This is a genomic window from Mesorhizobium sp. WSM4822 (assembly GCF_055811155.1).
In genome coordinates this window covers 708,035-725,211 of the sequence record NZ_JBVVQM010000001.1, presented here as the reverse complement: position 1 = coordinate 725,211, position 17,177 = coordinate 708,035, and the positions used below count along the sequence as shown (strand labels likewise).

The following is a 17,177-nucleotide window of genomic DNA, read 5'->3' as shown; positions in this document are numbered from 1 at the left end:
GACGGGGCGACCCTTGCCTGACATGAGGTTCGCACCACCTAATCCCTTGCGCATCGCCGATCGTGCAAGCGGGCTGAATGCGTTGAGCGTCCGCAGCTACAATGAGCGGCTGGTGCTGTCGCTGCTGCTTCAGAACGAGGGCATTTCGCGGATGGAAATCGGCGAAAAGACCGGCCTGTCGGCGCAGACGGCCTCGGTCATCGTCCGTTCGCTCGAGCAGGAAGGCCTGGTCTCGCAAGGCGAAGCGCAGCGCGGCCGCGTCGGGCCGCCCACCATCCCGCTTTCACTCAATCCGGAGGGCGCCTATGCGGTTGGCGTCGGCTTCAGCCGCCGCAGGATCGACATCGCACTCATCGATTTCATCGGCACCGTGCGCTTCCACACGCAATTGCCGGCGGATGAAGCCAATCCCTTCCCGCAAAGCAGCGATCTGTTCGGCGCGATCAGGCAAGCCATGACCAGCCTGCCGGTCGAGGCGCGCAGCCGGGTTGCCGGCATCGGCCTGGCCGTTCCCGACGATGTCGACACGATGGCTGCAACCCGCAACGGATCGAGCACCTCGCTGAAAGCCTTGCAGGGGGAGATCGAGGAACAGATCAAGCTGCCGGTTTTCGTGCAGAACGATATCACCGCGGCAGCCGGCGGCGAGAGCATGTTCGGCGTCGCCAAGCCGCTCAACGACTATTTGTTCTTCTATCTGGGAGCACGGCTGCAGAGCAGGCTCATCCTCAACCACCAGATCTACAAGGGAAACTCCAGCGCCAGCTTCGATCATGGGCTGATGCGCCTGGAGAGCGAACTGACCAAGCGCCGGCGCCCGTCCGAAATCATCTGGAGCAGCAGCCCCGAGTGGCCTGACCTTGGCGAGGCCTACAGCGAATGGCTAGGGGAATGCTCCAACCGCCTGAAAGCCTCTATTTCCGCACTGACCCAGTTTGTCGAATTCAGGACGGTCGTCCTGTCCAGCTACGCGCCGCAGAAGATCGCCAAGGCCTTGTGCGCCGACATCGGCCGGGAATTCCCCGGCATCGAAGCGCTGCCCGCGCGGGTCAGCATCAGCCCGAAGGCCGTCGGCGCGGCAAGCCTGCCATTCAGTTCGCGCTTCATGATCCAGTGATCGAGCCGAACCGGCGTTGCCGGTCGGCCGATTACGGGCTCTCTGCAGGTCCATCGATGATTTTCAAATGACAAGGCGATTCCGCTTGCCAGGACGCCTCACTTAATAGCATGTTAAGTGAACCCTGAGATCGCCATGAAAATCGCTGCGGATCACGCACTCAACGACAATGCCGCAACCAGCGCCGAAGCGCGCCGCTCGACGGTATTGGGCGATCGCATCAAGGCCTATCGCACCACGCGGCGCCTGACGCTGCGCCAGCTCGGCGACATGATCGGCACCACCGCCAGCTTCCTGAGCCAGCTCGAGCGCGGCCTTTCGGGTGCCAACACCAGCACGCTGATGCTGATCGCCAACGCGCTCGGCATCAGCCTCGCCGATCTTTTCGACGAACGCGAGGTGTCGCCGCACGCGGTGCTGACACGGGCCGAACGGCCGGCGCTGCCGACCAGCGAAGGCTACCGCAAGACGCTGCTGTCGCGCCGGCCGATCCGCGAGATGGAAGTCTATTGCGGCGAGTTCGCCGTCGGCGGCTCCACCGGCGACGTGCCCTACACGCATGGCAACGCGAACGAGATGTTCCTCGTGCTGCGCGGACGCGTGCAACTGACGCTCGGCGACGAGAGCTTCACCCTCGAAGAGGGCGACAGCATCGAATATTCGACCTCGACGCCGCACCGGACGATCAATGTCGGCGATACGGTGGCCGAAGTGCTGTGGATCATCGCGCCGCCGACAAGCGGCGCTGTCGACCTCGATCAATATGTAGCCCGGAAAACGCTCGCGCCCGGCCTGCCAAAATCAAACAGCGAGCCATCGGAGGGTTAGAAAATGGGAAGCAGATCAAGATTGGCCGGGCTTGTCGGCGCCGCCGCACTGGCCTTGCTCGCGGCCGCCGCTCACGCGCAGAACGCGCCGCCGGCCGGGACCGTGGTGGACGGGTCGCTGAAGGGCAAGACGCTGACCTTCGTCTCCTATGGCGGCATCTACCAGGACGGCCAGGTTGCCGCGCTTAAGGAATTCGTCGACAAGAGCGGCGTCAAGCTTTTGAACGACGGACCGACCGAAATCGCCAAGCTTCAGGCGCAGGTCGAATCAGGCAATGTGACCTGGGATGTCGTCGACACGGATGATTTTCCGCCCTTCGTGCATTGCGGAAAACTGTTCCAGAAACTCGATCTGACCAAGCTCGACATCTCGCACATCCCGCCCGGACAGGTCGGCGAGTGCAGCGTGCCGGCGATGAATTACGGCATGGTCCTGATGTACAAGAACGACACCTACAAGGACAATCCGCCAAAGGACTGGAAGGATTTCTTCGACACCGCGAAATTCCCCGGCACCCGCGCCATCGACGGCAGCGGCAGCCCGCTCGGCGGCCTGATCGAACAGGCCATCCTGGCCGACGGCGGCAAGGTCGACGCCATGACGCCTGCCGATATCGACAAGGGCATCGCCAAGATCAAGGCGATCGGCCCCGACACCATCTTCTGGAAGACCGGCGCAGAATCCCAGCAGCTTGCCGAATCCGGCGAGGCCGACATGATCATCATGTGGACCGGCCGCGCCATGACGGCGGTCAAGAATGGCGCTGCCTATACGCCGGTGTGGAAGGACTGGCTGGTCGTCATGGATCAGCTGACCATCCCGGTCGGCGCCAAGGACCCCGATGCCTCCTACGCGCTGATCAACGCCTATCTCGGCAAGAAGTCGCAGGAGATCCTGACCGAGCAGACCTCCTACTCGCCGATCAACAACGAGGCACAGCCAAAGGTCGACGCGTCCGTCGCCGCCTTCCTGACCAACACGCCGGACCACGCCAAGCTCGGCTATCAGCAGAACATCAAGTTCTGGGTCGCCAACTTCGCCGCTGCGTCCGACAAGTGGACGGCGCTGATGGCCGGCAACTGAGCCGGCTACCACTGAGGTGACGGCGTGAGCCAGACATCGCATACGCCGACGGCCGGGGGTGATTATCCCCGGCCGTCAGGTGCCGTGCAGGGGCCGCAGCGGCGCCTGCGCCTTGCCGCCTATCCGTCGCTGCTGGCGATGCCGGCCCTGCTCCTGCTTATCGCGGCTATGGGCTATCCCTTGCTGACCGTCACGCTGCGCAGTTTTTCGGACCCGGCCTGGGGCCTGCAGAACTACGTCTGGTTCTTCTCCACGCCGGTGAACGTCACCGTCCTGTGGCGCACCTTTTCCATCGCCGCCTGGGTCACCATCGTCTGCGTCATCGCCGCCTATCCCTACGCCTATCTCATGACGGCGGTCGGGCCGCGCCTGCGGCTGGTCCTCATCCTGTGCGTGCTCGTACCGTTCTGGGTCAGCGGCGTGGTGCGTACCCTGGCCTGGGTCATCCTGCTGCAGGATTCCGGCATCATCAATTCGGTCATCAGGCTGCTCGGCTTCGACGGCGTGAAGCTGATCCGCACGCAGACCGGAGTCGTCATCGGCATGGCGCAGGTGTTGCTGCCGTTCATGATCCTGCCGCTCTATTCTGTCATGCGCGGCATCGATTTGCGCCTCGTGCAGGCGGCGCGCAGCCTCGGCGCGCGGCCCGCACGTGCCTTCCTGCAGATCTATCTGCCGCTGTCGCTGCCAGGCGTCTTCGCCGGCGCCATCATCGTCTTTATCCTGTCGCTCGGCTTCTACATCACCCCTGCCCTGCTCGGCGGCCCGCGCAGCACCATGCTGTCGACGCTGGTGCAGAGCCAGGTGCTCAGCCTGCTCAACTGGGGACGCGGCGGCGCCATGGGGGTCGTCCTGCTGGTCGCGACCTTCGTGCTTCTGGCGCTCGCCGCACCGCTGATGCGCCAGCGCCACAAGCAGGCGGCCAGATCATGAGGCTGGCCCCCTTCCGCATCCTGCTCGGCCTGTTCTGCCTGCTGGTCGCCGTGTGGCTGGTCATGCCGACGCTGGTCATCATCCCGATGTCGTTCAACGAGAAGAAGTCGTTGGCCTTCCCACCCTCCGGTTTCTCCTGGCAGTGGTACGCGAATTTCTTCACCAATCCCGATTGGCTGTCGAGCTTCTTCAATTCGCTGAGGGTCGCGGGCCTCGTCGCCGTTGCCGCCACGCTGATCGGCACGCTGGCGTCGCTTGGCCTCAGCCGCATGAAACATTCCGGCGCCGGCCTGCTGCGCGCTATCCTGATCACGCCGATGATCGTGCCCGGCGTGGTGCTGGCGATCGGCATCTATGCCGTTTACCTCGACTGCCAGCTTGTCGGCACCACCACCGGCTTCGTCATCGCGCACACGATGCTGGCGATCCCCTTCGTCATCATCGCCGTATCGGCAAGCCTCGAAGTCTTCGACGTGCGGCTGGAAACGGCGGCGGCCAGCCTCGGCGCCAACCGCTTCACCACATTCCGCACCGTGACCTTGCCGCTGATCGCGCCCGGTATCCTGTCCGGGCTTTTGTTTGCCTTCGTCACCTCCTTCGATGAAATCATCGTCGCGCTGTTCATCACCAGTCCCTACCTCAAGACCTTGCCGGTGCAGATCTTCACCAGCATCACCCGCGACGCCGACCCGACGGTGACGGCCGTCGGAACCATCATCTTCATTGCCACGACGCTGATCATCAGCGCCGGGCTGATCATCAGCTCGAAATCGACGAGGAGTTGAGATGACTGCGAGGGAACGTGGCGCGGCCATCGACATCAAGGGCGCAACCAAGCGTTACGGCAATTTCACCGCGCTCGATGATGTCAGCCTGCATATCGAGCCGGGCGAGTTCATGACGCTGCTGGGGCCCAGCGGCTCCGGCAAGACGACCACGCTCAACGTCGTTGCGGGCTTCACCGACCTCACCGCAGGCGATCTTGCCGTCGGCGGCAAGAGCATCGTCGCCCTGCCGGCGCACAAGCGCAACATCGGCGTCGTCTTCCAGCACTACGCGCTGTTTCCGCACATGACGGTCGGCAAGAACGTCGCCTATCCCCTCACCTTGCGCGGCATGGACAAGCAGGCGCGCGACCGTCTCGTTGTACGAGCACTGGACATGGTCAAGATGGCCGATTTCGCGCATCGCTATCCCTCCGAACTTTCCGGCGGCCAGCAGCAGCGCGTGGCGCTGGCGCGTGCCATCGTCTTCGATCCGCCGCTGCTGTTGATGGACGAACCGCTCGGCGCGCTCGACAAGAAACTGCGCGAATGGCTGCAGCTGGAGATCAAGCGGATCCACCGCGAACTCGGCACCACCTTCGTCTATGTGACGCACGACCAGGAAGAAGCGCTGGTGCTCTCCGACCGCATCGCTGTGTTCAATCAGGGCCGCATCGAACAGGTCGGAACCGGCCGCCAGCTCTACGACGAGCCGACGACCTTGTTCGTGGCCAAGTTCATCGGCGAATCGACCAGTTTGCGCGGCGAGGCCCAGGCGTCCGGAGACCAGACCAGCCTGACGATCGCCGGCCAGAAGATCGTGGCCTACGGCAAGCTCGCCGGCGGCCGCAAACCGGTGGTCCTGCTGCGGCCGGAGAAGCTGTCGCTTGCCGGCACCAACACGCCTCCCGCCGCCGGGCAGAACAGCCTCACTGGTGAGGTCAGCGAAGCGATCTATCTGGGGTCGGGTTCGAAATACCAGGTGACGCTTCGCGATGGCTCGGTCGCCATCGTGCGCTCGTCGCTGGAAGCCACACCGTTCTCGATTGGTGACACGGTCGATCTGCGCTGGTCCGTCGTCGATGCAAAACTTCTTGCCGACGACGACCGCGCCGACATGACGATGACCTGACCGCTCTTTTCCCCGCAGGATTTTAGACATGGACGCCAAAGTCAACGGCAACGTCTCGTTCTGGTATGCCGACATCGGCCTGCCGGCCTATCGCGCGCCGCTTCCGGGCGACCTCGAAGCCGATGTCTGCATCGTCGGCGCCGGCTACACCGGCTTGTGGACGGCTTATTACCTGAAGAAGGCCGATCCATCGATCCGCATCGCCATCGTCGAGAGGGAGTTCGCCGGCTTCGGCGCGTCGGGCCGAAATGGCGGCTGGCTGTCCGGCGGCTTCAGCTGGTCGCGCGAAAAATATCTGCAGACCTCGACGCGCGGCGCCGTCATCGACATGGAAACCGCCATGCATGGCACGGTCGACGAAGTGATCGCGGTGACCGAGACCGAAGGCATCGATGCCGACATCCGCCGGGTCGACAATCTGACGGTCGCCACCAATCCGCCGCAGCTCGAACGGATCAAGGCCGCCTATGCCGATGCGATCGGCTGGAGCGTTCCGAGCGAGCGTGTCAGCCTGATCGGTCAGGAAGAGGCCAGAGCCCGCATCAACATCAGAAATGTGCTTGGCGGCTATATCCACCACGGCACCGCGCGCGTGCAGCCGGCCAAGCTGGTGCGCGGCCTGTCCGAAGCCGTCGAAAGCATTGGCGTGCCGATCTACGAGCAGACCACCGTGACCGGCATCGAGAAGGGCAAGGTCACGACGAGCCGCGGCACCGTGCGCGCGCCAATCATCATCCGTGCCACGGAAGGGTTCACGGCCGGCATACCAGGCAATGAGCGGCTCTGGCTGCCGCTCAACAGCGCGCAGATCATCACCGAGCCGCTGCCGCAATCGCTATGGGACGAGATCGGCTGGGAGGGCCATGAGCTTCTCGGCGACGCCGCGCACGCCTATTGCTATGCACAGCGCACCAGGGAAGGCCGCATCACCATGGGCGGACGCGGCGTGCCCTACCGCTACGGCTCGCAGACCGACGTGCGCGGCCAGACGCAGCAGGCGACGATCGAAAGCCTGCACGCGATCCTCATCCGCCTTCTGCCACAGACAGCCAAGCTTCGCATCGACCACGCCTGGTGCGGCGTGCTGGGCGTGCCCCGCGACTGGTGCACGACGGCCGGTCTCGACCCTGAGACCGGCATCGGCTGGGCCGGCGGCTATGTCGGGCTCGGCGTATCCAGTTCCAACCTGTCGGGCCGCACGCTGCGCGATCTCATCCTGCGGCGCGACACTGAGCTGACCCGCCTGCCCTGGGTCAACCGCCAGGTCAGCAAGTGGGAGCCCGAGCCGATGCGCTGGCTCGGTGTCCACTCGATGTATCAGCTCTACCGCGTCGCCGACGAACGCGAGGAGGCCGGCCTCCAGCACACGTCGAAACTCGCCGCAATCGCCGATCGCATCACAGGACATTAAGAGACTGCCATGACCGATTTCCAGACCTTCGCCCATCTCGCCTCGATCGATCTCGGCGAGCCCGAGCCCAAGCCGACCTCGATCAGCGGCAATCAGTTCGAAGCAGCGAAGACGCTGTGGACCTCGCCCGACGGCACGCTGGAAGTCGGCGTCTGGGAGTGCACGCCGGGCCGCTTCACCGCATCGCGCGACAGCAATTCCGAAACGTGCCACATCGTGTCAGGCCGGGTCTCGCTGCATGGTCCCGATGGCCGCAGCAAGGACGTCGGCCCGGGCGAAATGCTGGTGCTGCCGAAAGGGTGGAAAGGCGAATGGACGATCCACGAGAAGACGCGGAAGCTCTATATCCTGCACTTCGAGGCGTGAGCCGACGTCCGCTTTGGCCGAAGCCTCCCCAACTTCGTCATCCTAGGGCGAAGCAGGAGCGAAGCTCCGTCGCGGAGACCCTGGGATCCATTCCGTGACAGCCATCGAGGAATGCAGCGGAACAGAATTCTGCACACCGCTGCAGCGCTTTGAGGTCGCGGCATGTATCCCTTGGGCTGCGGAGCAGCTCCAGGGGTCTGCGCCGCGTCGCTACGCTCCTTGCTCCGCCCGTGGATGACGAAGCGATGGGCGCTACTCGTCGTCCAAACCGCCGGCCGTCGGCTTGCCTTCTATCGCCTGCCGCAAGGCGTCGTTGATGCGGTCCTGCCAGCCCGGCCCATCCTCCTGGAAGTGGTCCAGCACGGCGCGGTCGATCCGGATCGAAACAAGCTCCCTGACGCCTGGAGCGGCCGGCGGCTCGCGCACCGGAGCGGCCGGCTTCTTCACCGGTTTGAAAGCCGCCTCGGCGGCCTCCATCGGATTTGTCGGTCGGCGCGGGGGATTTGCCATTGGGATGACCCTGACTGAAGACGATTCGTGCGCAGCACGCTTGCGCCCACCATAGCCCAACCAGCGCCGTCGCGCAGGCCCCTTTGGTCGGGACAATCACTCGGCTGCTTGAAGACTTTGCGCGTCGATGATGACCCTGATCTCCGCGCGGCAGGAGCCGCAATTCGTACCGGCATGCAGGGCCGCGCCGATCCCCGCGACGCTGCCGCAGCCGCGGCGCACCGCTTCGGCGATCTGGTTGGCGCCGACGCCGAAGCAGGAGCAGACAATGGCGCCGCGATCGACGTCGACCCCGCCCGGCCGTCCGGCCACGATCGCCAGCCTTCCGCGCCGGTCGACATGATCGGCACTTAACTGTTCCGCCGCCCAGCCGCGCGACACGGCGACCGGGCCGGGCGCGACGAACAAGGCGCCTGACAGTTGATCGCCGTCGAAGGCGGCGATGCGATGCTGGCCGGCGTCGCAGTCATGATAGGCGAGCATTTCCGCACCCGGTGACGCGCCGAACAGTGACCCGGCAAAGCCGGCCCAGTCGATGTCGTCTTCGGCAAAGGCAAGCTCGACCCGCCAGCCGCCCTTGCATTTGGCCACGGCCCAATAGGCCGCGGCATCGGGCGACGGCCTATGCCGCGTCACCGCAAAGCCGAAGGCTTTTGCGGCGAATTTCTCGATGCGGGCGGCGACATGTTTCAGCGCCGGCTGGCCGGAAATGGGATCGGTCAGCGGCGCGGTCAGCGTGTCGAGCCGGCCCTTTGCCGAGAACTGATCGGTCCAGTGCATCGGCGCAAACAGGCTGCCCTGGCGCTGGCGTATCGTCACCAGCGCGCGCACCAGCACGTCACCGCGCGGGCTGGAAACGCGCACGATGTCGGCGTCACCGATGCCGAAGCGCTGCGCATCCACCGGGTGGATCTCGACGAATGGCTCGGCGATGTGCTGCGAAAGCCGCGGGCTTTTGCCGGTCCGCGTCATGGTGTGCCAATGGTCGCGGATCCGGCCGGTGTTGAGGATCAGCGGATAGTCGGGACTGGTGCGGACTTCCGTGGTCGGGCGGATGGCGACGAAGCGCGCCTTGCGATCGGGTGTGTAGAAATTGCCGTCGGCGAAGAAGCGAACCTGGAGCCCAGTCGTGCCGACCCCTTCTGGCCAACCTCCAGCTTGAGCGCCCCCCTCTGGCCTGCCGGCCATCTCCCCCTCAAGGGGGGAGATTGGCAGCTTCGCCGACTGCCCTCGTTTTGCGACGTTGTGAATTGGCGAAGGCTGTAGTGACAGCCGATCTCCCCCCTTGAGGGGGAGATGGCCGGCAGGCCAGAGGGGGGCGCCTTGGCTCGGCGCCGGCCATTGGAAAGGCTCCAATGCGTCGTAGTCTTCTTCGTCAACCCCGGCATAATGGCCAATATCGAAATCCCGCGCACCGTCATTCTCGAACCCCGACAGCGCGGCATGCTCGGCGAACACCTCTGCCGGCGTCGCATAGGAAAACGCCTCGCCGAACCCCATCCGCTTGCCCACCTCGGCGACGATCCGCCAGTCGGGCAGCACCTCGCCGGGCAGCTCCAAAAACGCGCGCTGGCGCGACACCCGGCGCTCTGAATTGGTGACGGTGCCGTCCTTCTCGCCCCAGGCGGCGGCGGGCAGCCGGACATGGGCATGGCGGACGGTGTCGGTCCGGGCCAGCACGTCCGACACCACCACGAAAGGGCACGCCTTGATCGCCGCTTCGACGGCATCGGCGTCCGGCATCGAATCGACCGGGTTGGTGGCCATGATCCACAGCGCCTTGATGCGCCCGTCGGCCAGCGCCTGGAACATCTCGACTGCCTTCAGGCCGGGCTTTCCGGCCACAGTCGGCGCGTTCCAGAAGCGCTGAACACGGTCGCGATGGTCGGGGTTTTCGATCTCCATATGGGCGGCGAGCATATTGGCCATGCCGCCGACCTCGCGGCCGCCCATGGCGTTGGGCTGGCCCGTCACCGAAAACGGCCCTGCTCCGGGTTTGCCGATGCGGCCGGTGGCGAGATGGCAGTTGATGATGGCGTTGACCTTGTCGGTGCCGGATGACGACTGGTTCACACCCTGGCTGTAAACCGTCACCGTTTTCGCCGTCGCTGCAAACAGGCTGTAGAAACGGCCAAGCTCGTCCTCGCTCAGGCCGGTGGCGGCGGCGACGCCGGCCAGGTCGAGCGCGGAGGCCGCGAAAAGCGCTTGCCCGAAGCCGGTCGTGTGCGTCGTGATGTAGGCGCGGTCGAGCGCATTGTGCTGGCCGAGATAAGCGAGCAGGCCCGTGAACAAAGCGACGTCGCCATCGGGCGCGATCGCCAGATGCATATCGGCGATGTCAGCGGTCATGGTGCGACGCGGGTCGACCAGCACGATCTTCATCTCCGGCCGCTTTTCCCGGGCAGCCGCGATGCGCTGGTAGAGCACCGGATGGCACCAGGCGAGGTTGGAGCCGACCAGCACGATCAGGTCGGCCAGTTCCAGATCCTCGTAGGTTCCCGGCACGGTGTCGGAGCCGAAAGCGCGGCGGTGGCCGGCGACCGAGGAGGCCATGCACAGGCGCGAATTGGTGTCGATGTTGGCCGAGCCGACAAAACCCTTCATCAGTTTGTTGGCGACATAATAGTCCTCGGTCAGCAACTGGCCGGAGACATAGAAGGCGACCGCATCGGGCCCATGCTCGGCGATGGTCTGCGAGAAGGTCGAAGCGACCAGGTCGAGCGCCTCGTCCCAGCCGGCGCGGCGGCCATGGATCTCCGGATGAAGCAGCCTGCCGTCGAGGTCGATGGTCTCGGCCAGTGCCGAGCCCTTGGAGCAGAGCCGGCCGAAATTGGCCGGGTGGTCGGGGTCGCCACGCACGGACACCTCATCGTCCGCGGCGACCTTCGCCAGCACGCCGCAGCCCACCCCGCAATAGGGGCAGGTGGTCCTCACCTCGCGCGCTTCGTCGATCTCCATTGGTCAAGCCGCGCGGCTGGCCAGCGCTTCCAGCGCAATGAACAGATGCTCGCCTTCGACCCGCACCGGAATGGTGCGCACCGCGCCCTCGTCGGCGCCGAGCGCTTTGCCCGTCTCCAGCGAAATCACCCAGTTGTGCAAGGGACAGGTCACCGCCGCACCGTGCACGATGCCCTGGCTGAGCGGTCCACCCTTGTGCGGGCAATGGTCGTCGATGGCATAGACCTGATCGTCGGCGGTGCGGAACACTGCGATCTTGCCTTCCGGGGTGGCGACGCAGCGCGCGCCGCGGCGGGGGATGTCCGAGATAGAGCCGATTGATACCCAGTTCATGATTGTCACTCCGCCGCCTGCGCAAACCCGACCGAGGCCATCGGCCGGAATTCGTGCTTGTCCTTGCCGGAAACGCGTTCCGACCACGGGTCGACCTGGGCGAATTTCTGGCTGAAGACGAAGCGGTCGTAATAAGCCTTGCGCTTCTCGCCATCGTCCATGATCTGGCGCTTGATCTCGGGGATGCCGATGCGTTTGGCCCATTTGTAGATGCGCTCGAGATAGCGGCCCTGCTCGCGATACATCTGCGTCAGCGCCACGATATGCTCCAGCGCCTCATCCTCGGTCTTGACCAGGCCGAGCACCTCGGTGCCCTTGATGTCGAGGCCGGCCGCGCCGGCAAAATGGATCTCGTAACCACTGTCGACGCAGATCACGCCGACATCCTTGCAGGTCGCCTCGGCGCAGTTGCGCGGACAGCCCGACACCGCCATCTTGACCTTGGCCGGGGTCCACGAGCCCCACATGAATTTTTCGATGCGGACGCCAAACCCTGTCGAATCCTGCGTGCCGAAGCGGCACCAGTCCGAGCCGACGCAGGTCTTCACCGTGCGCAACCCCTTGGCATAGGCGTGGCCGGAGACGAAGCCGGCCTGACCGAGATCGGCCCATACCGCCGGCAGGTCTTCCTTGCGGATGCCGAGCATGTCGATGCGCTGGCCGCCGGTGACCTTGACCATCGGGATTTCGAACTTGTCGACGACGTCGGCGATGGCGCGCAGCTCCGCCGCGTTGGTGACGCCGCCCCACATGCGCGGCACCACCGAATAGGTGCCGTCCTTCTGGATGTTGGCGTGGACGCGCTCGTTGATGAAGCGCGACTGGTAGTCGTCGGCGTACTCGTCCGGCCAGTCGCAGACGAGATAATAGTTGAGCGCCGGCCGGCATTTGGCGCAGCCGCAGGAGGTCGTCCACTCCAGTTCCTGCATGACGGCGGGAATGGTCTTCAGGCCCTTGGCGATGATCAGCCGGCGCACCTCGTCATGGCCGAGCGTCGTGCAGCCGCACATCGGCTGCACCGCCGCCGGATTGTATTTGTCGCCGATGGTCAGCACCATCAGCTTCTCGACCAGCCCGGTGCAGGAGCCGCAGGAGGCTGACGCCTTGGTGTGGGCGCGCACGTCGTCGAGCGACGTCAGGCCCTTCCCCGTAATCGCGCCAGTGATCTTTCCCTTGCAAACGCCGTTGCAGCCGCAGATTTCCGCATCATCCGGCAAGGCTGCAACGGCCGCCATAGGGTCCAGCGGGGCACCCCCCTGGTAGGACTGGCCGAAGATGAGCGTGTCGCGCATTTCGGAAATATCGGTCTGCTTCTTCTTGAGGTCGTTGAACCAGGCTCCATCAGCCGTCTCGCCATAGAGCACGGTACCGATGATGCGGTCGTCCTTCAGGACAAGGCGCTTGTAGACGCCGGCGGCCGCATCGCGCAGCACGATCTCCTGGCGGTCCTCGCCCTCGGCGAAGTCGCCGAGCGAGAACAGGTCGATGCCGGTGACCTTGAGCTTGGTCGGCGTGTCCATATGGACGAAGGCCGCCGCCTCGTTGCCGGCCAGCTGGCTGGCTGTGACGCGCGCCATCTCGTAGAGCGGTGCGACGAGGCCATAGACCTGGCCGTTGACCTCGGCACATTCGCCGAGCGCGTAGATGTCGGGATCGTTGCTGCGCATGCCGGCGTCGACGACGATGCCCCTGTTGACAGCGATGCCGGCCTGTTTCGCCAGCGCCGAATTCGGCCTGATGCCGACGGCCATCACCACAAGCGTTGCTGGGATAATGGTGCCGTCGGCAAGCTCCACCTGCCCGACCTTGCCGTTGCCTGTGATCGCCTGTGTGTTGGCCTTGGTGATGACCTTGATGCCGCGCTGTTCCACCGCACGCTGCAAGAGATAGCCGGCCGCCGGATCGAGCTGGCGCTCCATGAGCGTCGGCATGACATGCAGCACGGTGACGTCCATGCCTTGCGCGTTGAGGCCCGCCGCCGCCTCCAGACCCAGCAGGCCGCCGCCGATGACCACCGCCTTGGCCCGCGACTGGGCGGCGAGCATCATCGCCTGCACATCGTCGAGGTCGCGATAGGTCAGCACGCCCGGCAGGTCATGGCCGGGCACCGGGATGATGAACGGTACCGAGCCGGTGGCGATGACGAGCTTGTCGTAGGGTTCGGTGACGCCATGATCTGACGTGACGGTCTTCGTTGACCGGTCGATCGTGACGATCTTGTGGCCCTTGTAGAGGGTGATGTTGTTGGCGATGTACCAGCCGTCGCCGTGGATGATGATCTCCTCATAGGCTTTCTCGCCCGACAGCACCGGCGACAGCATGATGCGGTCGTAATTGACGCGCGGTTCGGCGTTGAAGATGGTGACAGTGTAGCGGCCCGGCGCCTGTTCCAGCAGGTGCTCGAGCATGCGCCCGGGGGCCATGCCATTGCCGATGATGACAAGTCTTTCGCTCATGGTGCTACTCCGCGGCTTCGACGAAGCGGTGGCGTTCGTAGAGGAACTTCAGCACCGCCTCGCGGCAGCGCAGGAAAGTCCGGTCGGAAGAGAGTTCGACGCGCCGGCGCGGCCGCGCCAGCGGCACGGGAAGCACTTCGCCGATGGTTGCCGCCGGGCCATTGGTCATCATGACGATGCGGTCGGAAAGCAGCACCGCCTCGTCGACATCGTGGGTGATCATGATCGTCGTCGAGCCGAGCCTGGAGTGGATGTCCATCACCGCATCCTGCAGATGGGCGCGCGTCAGCGCATCGAGCGCGCCGAACGGCTCGTCGAGCAGCAGTATCTTCGGCTCCATGGCCAGCGCCCGGGCGATCCCGACGCGCTGCTTCATGCCGCCCGATATTTCTGCCGGGCGTTTATCCTTGGCATGCGCCATCTGCACGAGGTCGAGATTGCGCATGATCCAGTCATGCCGCTCGGCCTTGCTCTTCGAACGACCGAAGACCTTCGACACCGCCAGATTGATGTTTTCGTAGACGGTCAGCCACGGCAAAAGGCTGTGGTTCTGGAACACCACGGCGCGTTCCGGTCCGGGGCTGTCGACCTCCTTGTCCTCGAGCAGCACGGCGCCGGCGGACACCTTGGTCAGCCCGGCGATCAGATTGAGCAAGGTCGACTTGCCACAGCCGGAATGGCCGATGATGGAGACGAATTCGCCCTTGTCGATGGTCAGCCTGATGTCCTTCAATACCTCGCTGACCTGGGCACCACGCGTGAAGGATTTGTCGATATGGTCGAGTTTCAGATAGGCCGTCATCGCCCCTCTCCTCACTTTGCCGTTGTGCCGCGGGTGACAAAGGCGCCGACCGCTGCGACCAGACGGTCGAGGCAGAAGCCGGTGACGCCGATATAGGCGAGCGCGACGATGATGTCGGGCAGCCGGGACGAGTTCCACGCGTCCCAGATGAAGAAGCCGATGCCGACGCCGCCGGTCAGCATTTCGGCGGCGACGATGGCGAGCCAGGACAGGCCGATGCCGATCCTCAGGCCGGTAAAGATGTAAGGCGCGGCGGCCGGCACCATGATCTTCACGAAGAACTCGAACTGGTTGAGCCGCAGGATGCGCGAGACGTTGCGATAATCCTCTGGGATGTTACGCACGCCGACCGCGGTGTTGATGATGATTGGCCAGATCGACGTGATGAAGATGACGAAGATCGCCGACGGGCTGGAATCGCGGAACGCCGCCAGCGACAGAGGCAGCCAGGCCAGCGGCGGCACCGTGCGCAGGATCTGGAACACCGGGTCGAGGCCGCGCATCGCCCAGATCGACTGGCCGACCAGCGCGCCGAGCGCGACGCCGACCACCGCCGCCAGGCCGAAGCCGATGGCAACACGCTGCAGCGAGATCAGCACGCGCCATGCCAGACCGATATCCTGCGGGCCATTGTCGAAGAACGGATGCGCGATCAAATCGTAGGCCTCGTTCCACACCTGGGTCGGCGGCGGCAGGCTTGATGTCGGCGACGAACAGGCGATCTGCCAGACGACCAGCATCAGCGCGATGACGATGATGGGCGGCACCAGCGCGCTTGCCAGTTTGCCGGCGATGGCGAGCGGCTCGAAGCGACGCCGTGCCTTGGCAGTGAAGGCGATGACCTCCGCCGGCTTGGCAGGAAAGGCCTTCACCTTGGTGTCCTCGATAGTCTGGATCGACATGTCTGGGGAAAACTCCGTGGGGCAGATAATTCGAGCGACAAACGGCGCAATGCGCCGTTTGCGCAGGGGTTCAGGCCGATGCCTTGATCTTCAGGCTATCGAGATAGGCGGACGGGTTGGCCGGATCGAAGATCTTGCCGTCGAAGAAGGTCTCGACGCCGCGCGACGACGACGCCGGAACGTCGGCAGCCGCAACGCCGAGATCCTTGGCCGCTTCGCGCCACAAATCCTCGCGGTTGACCTGATCGACCAGCGCCTTGATGTCGGTGGTCGGCGCGAACTTGCCCCAGCGGATGTTCTCGGCGAGGAACCACGTGTCGTGGCTCTTAAAAGGATAGGAGACGCCGCCCTTCCAGAACTTCATGGAGAGATCGGTGCCGTTGGCGACGCGGCCATTGCCGTAGTTGATGTCGCCCTTGAGGCGGCCGATGATGTCGGCGACGGGCACGTTCATCCATTGCCGCTTGCCGATGATGGCGGCCATCTCGTCCTTGTTCTCAGCGGCCTCGCACCATTGCTGGGCTTCCATGACGGCCATCAGGATCGCCTTGGTGGCGTTCGGGTATTTCTCGATGAATTCGGCACGCAGGCCGAGCGCCTTTTCCGGATGGCCCTTCCACAATTCGCCCGTCGTGGCGGCGGTGAAGCCGACGCCCTGATGGACGAGCTGCTCGTTCCACGGTTCGCCGACGCAGAACACGTCCATGTTGCCGACCTTCATGTTGGCCACCATCTGCGGCGGCGGCACGACGATGGTCGAGACGTCCTTGTCGGGATCGATGCCACCGGCCGCCAGCCAGTAGCGCAGCCACAAATCATGCGTGCCGCCCGGGAAGGTCATGGCGGCCTTGATTTCCTTACCGGCCGCCTTCTTGGCGGCAAAAGCATCTTTCAGCTTCGAGGCGTCGAGACCGACACCGGTGCCGGCATATTCCTGGGCGACCGAAATGCCTTGGCAGTCGTAGTTGAGCCGCGCCACGATCGCCATCGGCATCGGCTGGTTGTTCTGCGTCACCTTGCCCGTGTGCATGAGGTAAGGCAGCGGCGTCAGGATATGGGCGCCGTCGATGCCGTTGGCCGCGCCGCCGAGCATCAGATTGTCGCGTGTCGCACCCCAGGAGGCCTGCTTGAGCACCTCGACATCGGGCATGCCGAACTTGGCGAACAGCCCCTTCTCCTTGGCGATCATCAGCGGTGCCGCATCGGTGAGGGCAATGAAGCCGAGCTTGGCGCCGGTGACCTCCGGAGTGGCGGTCGCAGCATAGGCACCGGAAGGGAAGAGCTTGCGGGCCGCCACGAACAGGCCGGCCGTCATCGCGCTGCTGACCAGAAAATCGCGGCGCGTCATGTCTTTGAGGGTCGTTCCAGTCCTGATCCGTTTCGTCATCGTCGTCTCCGGTTGGGCGCGGCTTGGGATCCGCGTCGTCGATTGCGTGTTGATCAAAACAAAAAAGCCGCCAGCCAGGTCATCGCGTCCCGGTGACCGGGAGCGCGCATTAACCTGAGCGGCAGCTTTGCCTGTGGCGCCCGCCATTGGACGCCTGTTCCGTGACCCGCGAAGGGCCTGTCTATTTCAAAGCAG

15 protein-coding genes are annotated in these 17,177 nt (G+C 64.6%); 8 read left to right on the top strand and 7 right to left on the bottom strand.

What is annotated here, in order from left to right; all coding sequences use genetic code 11:
- Positions 1 to 22 precede the first annotated feature (22 nt).
- The 8 genes from AC0L3E_RS03585 (at position 23) to AC0L3E_RS03550 (ending at position 7,634) form a co-directional block, all read left to right on the top strand.
- Positions 23 to 1,117 (top strand): ROK family transcriptional regulator, encoded by a 1,095-nt coding sequence (locus tag AC0L3E_RS03585; protein ID WP_127272189.1) that lies wholly within the window; start codon positions 23 to 25, stop codon positions 1,115 to 1,117.
- 135 nt (positions 1,118 to 1,252) lie between these two features.
- On the top strand, positions 1,253 to 1,945 hold the full coding sequence (locus tag AC0L3E_RS03580) for a helix-turn-helix domain-containing protein (RefSeq protein ID WP_127267132.1): 693 nt from the start codon (positions 1,253 to 1,255) through the stop codon (positions 1,943 to 1,945).
- Between the two features lie 3 nt (positions 1,946 to 1,948).
- On the top strand, positions 1,949 to 3,028 hold the full coding sequence (locus tag AC0L3E_RS03575; RefSeq protein WP_127267131.1) for an extracellular solute-binding protein: 1,080 nt from the start codon (positions 1,949 to 1,951) through the stop codon (positions 3,026 to 3,028).
- 24 nt (positions 3,029 to 3,052) lie between these two features.
- Positions 3,053 to 3,961, top strand: a complete 909-nt coding sequence (locus AC0L3E_RS03570; RefSeq protein ID WP_127319891.1) for an ABC transporter permease — start codon at positions 3,053 to 3,055, stop codon at positions 3,959 to 3,961.
- Positions 3,958 to 4,746 carry an ABC transporter permease gene (locus AC0L3E_RS03565; protein WP_256747891.1) on the top strand — a complete coding sequence of 263 codons (789 nt, stop codon included), beginning with the start codon at positions 3,958 to 3,960 and terminating at the stop codon, positions 4,744 to 4,746. The genes AC0L3E_RS03570 and AC0L3E_RS03565 overlap by 4 nt, the downstream gene beginning before the upstream one ends.
- 1 nt (position 4,747) lies before the next feature.
- Complete coding sequence (locus AC0L3E_RS03560; protein WP_127267128.1) at positions 4,748 to 5,857, top strand: ABC transporter ATP-binding protein; 1,110 nt, start codon at positions 4,748 to 4,750, stop codon at positions 5,855 to 5,857.
- Positions 5,858 to 5,885: 28 nt separating this feature from the next.
- Positions 5,886 to 7,268, top strand: coding sequence for an NAD(P)/FAD-dependent oxidoreductase (locus AC0L3E_RS03555; protein ID WP_473604225.1), 1,383 nt, complete (start codon positions 5,886 to 5,888; stop codon positions 7,266 to 7,268).
- A 9-nt stretch (positions 7,269 to 7,277) separates the two neighbouring features.
- Positions 7,278 to 7,634, top strand: a complete 357-nt coding sequence (locus AC0L3E_RS03550) for a cupin domain-containing protein (protein WP_127267126.1) — start codon at positions 7,278 to 7,280, stop codon at positions 7,632 to 7,634.
- Positions 7,635 to 7,886: 252 nt separating this feature from the next.
- On the opposite strand, the gene AC0L3E_RS03545 is transcribed toward AC0L3E_RS03550, so the two are convergent.
- The 7 genes from AC0L3E_RS03545 to AC0L3E_RS03515 form a co-directional block, all read right to left on the bottom strand.
- Positions 7,887 to 8,144: a BrnA antitoxin family protein gene (locus AC0L3E_RS03545; RefSeq protein ID WP_127397291.1), complete on the bottom strand. Its 258-nt coding sequence runs from the start codon at positions 8,142 to 8,144 to the stop codon at positions 7,887 to 7,889.
- Positions 8,145 to 8,240: 96 nt separating this feature from the next.
- On the bottom strand, positions 8,241 to 11,102 hold the full coding sequence (locus tag AC0L3E_RS03540; RefSeq protein ID WP_473604224.1) for a nitrate reductase: 2,862 nt from the start codon (positions 11,100 to 11,102) through the stop codon (positions 8,241 to 8,243).
- Between the two features lie 3 nt (positions 11,103 to 11,105).
- Positions 11,106 to 11,435 (bottom strand): nitrite reductase small subunit NirD, encoded by a 330-nt coding sequence (gene nirD, locus AC0L3E_RS03535; RefSeq protein ID WP_127809692.1) that lies wholly within the window; start codon positions 11,433 to 11,435, stop codon positions 11,106 to 11,108.
- A 5-nt stretch (positions 11,436 to 11,440) separates the two neighbouring features.
- Positions 11,441 to 13,891 (bottom strand): nitrite reductase large subunit NirB, encoded by a 2,451-nt coding sequence (nirB, locus tag AC0L3E_RS03530; RefSeq protein ID WP_473604223.1) that lies wholly within the window; start codon positions 13,889 to 13,891, stop codon positions 11,441 to 11,443.
- A 4-nt stretch (positions 13,892 to 13,895) separates the two neighbouring features.
- Positions 13,896 to 14,693, bottom strand: a complete 798-nt coding sequence (locus AC0L3E_RS03525) for an ABC transporter ATP-binding protein (RefSeq protein ID WP_027035388.1) — start codon at positions 14,691 to 14,693, stop codon at positions 13,896 to 13,898.
- Between the two features lie 11 nt (positions 14,694 to 14,704).
- Complete coding sequence (ntrB, locus tag AC0L3E_RS03520) at positions 14,705 to 15,595, bottom strand: nitrate ABC transporter permease (protein WP_127326483.1); 891 nt, start codon at positions 15,593 to 15,595, stop codon at positions 14,705 to 14,707.
- Positions 15,596 to 15,665: 70 nt separating this feature from the next.
- Positions 15,666 to 16,982, bottom strand: coding sequence for a CmpA/NrtA family ABC transporter substrate-binding protein (locus AC0L3E_RS03515; RefSeq protein WP_127276282.1), 1,317 nt, complete (start codon positions 16,980 to 16,982; stop codon positions 15,666 to 15,668).
- Positions 16,983 to 17,177 lie beyond the last annotated feature (195 nt).

Bases quoted from the DNA above. Each gene is read 5' to 3' on its own strand.
- AC0L3E_RS03585 (WP_127272189.1), top strand. From the start codon at position 23: ATGAGGTTCGCACCACCTAATCCCTTGCGCATCGCCGATCGTGCAAGC.
- AC0L3E_RS03580 (WP_127267132.1), top strand. From the start codon at position 1,253: ATGAAAATCGCTGCGGATCACGCACTCAACGACAATGCCGCAACCAGC.
- AC0L3E_RS03575 (WP_127267131.1), top strand. From the start codon at position 1,949: ATGGGAAGCAGATCAAGATTGGCCGGGCTTGTCGGCGCCGCCGCACTG.
- AC0L3E_RS03565 (WP_256747891.1), top strand. From the start codon at position 3,958: ATGAGGCTGGCCCCCTTCCGCATCCTGCTCGGCCTGTTCTGCCTGCTG.
- AC0L3E_RS03560 (WP_127267128.1), top strand. From the start codon at position 4,748: ATGACTGCGAGGGAACGTGGCGCGGCCATCGACATCAAGGGCGCAACC.
- AC0L3E_RS03555 (WP_473604225.1), top strand. From the start codon at position 5,886: ATGGACGCCAAAGTCAACGGCAACGTCTCGTTCTGGTATGCCGACATC.
- AC0L3E_RS03550 (WP_127267126.1), top strand. From the start codon at position 7,278: ATGACCGATTTCCAGACCTTCGCCCATCTCGCCTCGATCGATCTCGGC.
- AC0L3E_RS03545 (WP_127397291.1), bottom strand. From the start codon at position 8,144: ATGGCAAATCCCCCGCGCCGACCGACAAATCCGATGGAGGCCGCCGAG.
- AC0L3E_RS03540 (WP_473604224.1), bottom strand. From the start codon at position 11,102: ATGGAGATCGACGAAGCGCGCGAGGTGAGGACCACCTGCCCCTATTGC.
- nirD (WP_127809692.1), bottom strand. From the start codon at position 11,435: ATGAACTGGGTATCAATCGGCTCTATCTCGGACATCCCCCGCCGCGGC.
- nirB (WP_473604223.1), bottom strand. From the start codon at position 13,891: ATGAGCGAAAGACTTGTCATCATCGGCAATGGCATGGCCCCCGGGCGC.
- AC0L3E_RS03525 (WP_027035388.1), bottom strand. From the start codon at position 14,693: ATGACGGCCTATCTGAAACTCGACCATATCGACAAATCCTTCACGCGT.
- ntrB (WP_127326483.1), bottom strand. From the start codon at position 15,595: ATGTCGATCCAGACTATCGAGGACACCAAGGTGAAGGCCTTTCCTGCC.
- AC0L3E_RS03515 (WP_127276282.1), bottom strand. From the start codon at position 16,982: ATGACGAAACGGATCAGGACTGGAACGACCCTCAAAGACATGACGCGC.